Here is a 2,047-nt window from a genome sequence, read left to right as displayed (position 1 = left end):
CGGCTACGACTGAACCGGCTACGACTGAGCCTGCGACGACGGAACCGGCGACAACCGAGCCGGCAACGACTGAACCAGCCACGACCGAGCCTGCAACGACCGAGCCAGCAACGACTGAGCCGGCCACAACAGAGCCTGCGACAACCGAACCAGCAACGACTGGGCCGGCCACGACCGAACCTGCGACGACTGAACCGGCTACAACCGAACCGGCCACGACCGAACCTGCGACGACGGAACCGGCTACGACTGAGCCTGCGACGACGGAACCGGCGACAACCGAGCCGGCAACGACTGAACCAGCCACGACCGAGCCAGCAACGACCGAGCCAGCAACGACTGAGCCGGCCACAACAGAGCCTGCGACAACGGAACCAGCAACGACTGAACCGGCTACAACCGAACCGGCCACGACCGAACCTGCGACGACGGAACCGGCGACAACCGAGCCGGCAACGACTGAACCAGCCACGACCGAACCTGCGACGACTGCACCGGCGACCACGGAACCCGCCACGACTGCGCCTGCAACGACGGAGCCGGCTACGACTGAACCGGCTACAACCGAACCGGCGACGACCGAACCTGCGACGACGGAACCGGCTACGACTGAGCCTGCGACGACGGAACCGGCGACAACCGAGCCGGCAACGACTGAACCAGCCACGACCGAGCCTGCGACGACTGCACCGGCGACCACGGAACCCGCCACGACTACGCCTGCAACGACGGAGCCGGCTACGACTGAACCAGCCACGACTGAACCGGCAACGACCGAGCCAGCAACGACTGAGCCGGCCACGACCGAACCAGCGACGACGGAGCCGGCTACAACCGAACCGGCCACGACCGAACCAGCGACGACTGAACCGGCTACAACTGAGCCAGCTACAACGGAACCAGCCACGACTGCGCCAGCTACGACTGAACCAGCCACTACTGAACCGGCAACGACCGAGCCAGCAACGACTGAGCCGGCAACGACCGAACCAGCGACGACGGAGCCGGCTACAACCGAACCGGCCACGACCGAACCTGCGACGACTGAACCGGCTACGACTGAACCGGCTACAACCGAACCGGCCACGACCGAACCTGCGACGACGGAATCGGCAACGACAGAACCCGCCACGACTGAGCCAGCTACGACCGAACCGGCTACGACTGCGCCAGCAACGACAGAACCCGCCACGACCGAGCCAGCCACGACGGAGCCGGCAACGACTGCGCCAGCAACGACGGAACCAGCAACGACGGAACCAGCAACGACGGAACCAGCAACGACGGAACCAGCAACGACGGAACCAGCAACGACTGCGCCGGCAACGACTGAACCAGCCACGACCGAGCCTGCGACGACTGCACCGGCGACCACGGAACCCGCCACGACTGCGCCTGCAACGACGGAGCCGGCTACGACTGAACCAGCCACGACCGAGCCAGCAACGACTGAGCCGGCCACGACCGAACCAGCGACGACTGAACCGGCTACAACCGAACCTGCGACGACCGAACCTGCGACGACTGAACCGGCTACGACTGAACCGGCTACGACTGAGCCTGCGACGACGGAACCGGCGACAACCGAGCCGGCAACGACTGAACCAGCCACGACTGAGCCAGCTACGACCGAACCGGCTACGACTGAGCCTGCGACGACGGAACCGGCGACAACCGAGCCGGCAACGACTGAACCAGCCACGACTGAGCCAGCCACGACCGAGCCAGCCACGACGGAGCCAGCAACGACTGAGCCATCAACGAGTGAGCCGGCCACGACCGAACCAGCGACGACTGAACCGGCTACAACCGAACCGGCCACGACCGAACCTGCGACGACGGAACCGGCTACGACTGAACCGGCTACGACTGAGCCTGCGACGACGGAACCGGCCACGACCGAACCTGCGACGACGGAACCGGCTACGACTGAACCGGCTACGACTGAGCCTGCGACGACGGAACCGGCGACAACCGAGCCGGCAACGACTGAACCAGCCACGACCGAGCCTGCAACGACCGAGCCAGCAACGACTGAGCCGGCCAC

At 66.0% G+C, this 2,047-nt stretch carries 1 protein-coding gene; it reads right to left on the bottom strand.

Annotated elements, in window-relative coordinates:
* A partial coding sequence (locus tag GJ700_RS34630) for a ribonuclease E domain-containing protein (protein WP_195764114.1) occupies positions 1-2,047 on the bottom strand: 2,047 nt, incomplete at both ends.

The organism is Pseudoduganella rivuli (assembly GCF_009674485.1).
Classification (GTDB): Bacteria; Pseudomonadota; Gammaproteobacteria; order Burkholderiales; family Burkholderiaceae_D; genus Rugamonas; species Rugamonas rivuli_B.
This window is presented reverse-complemented; position numbering and strand designations above follow the sequence as displayed.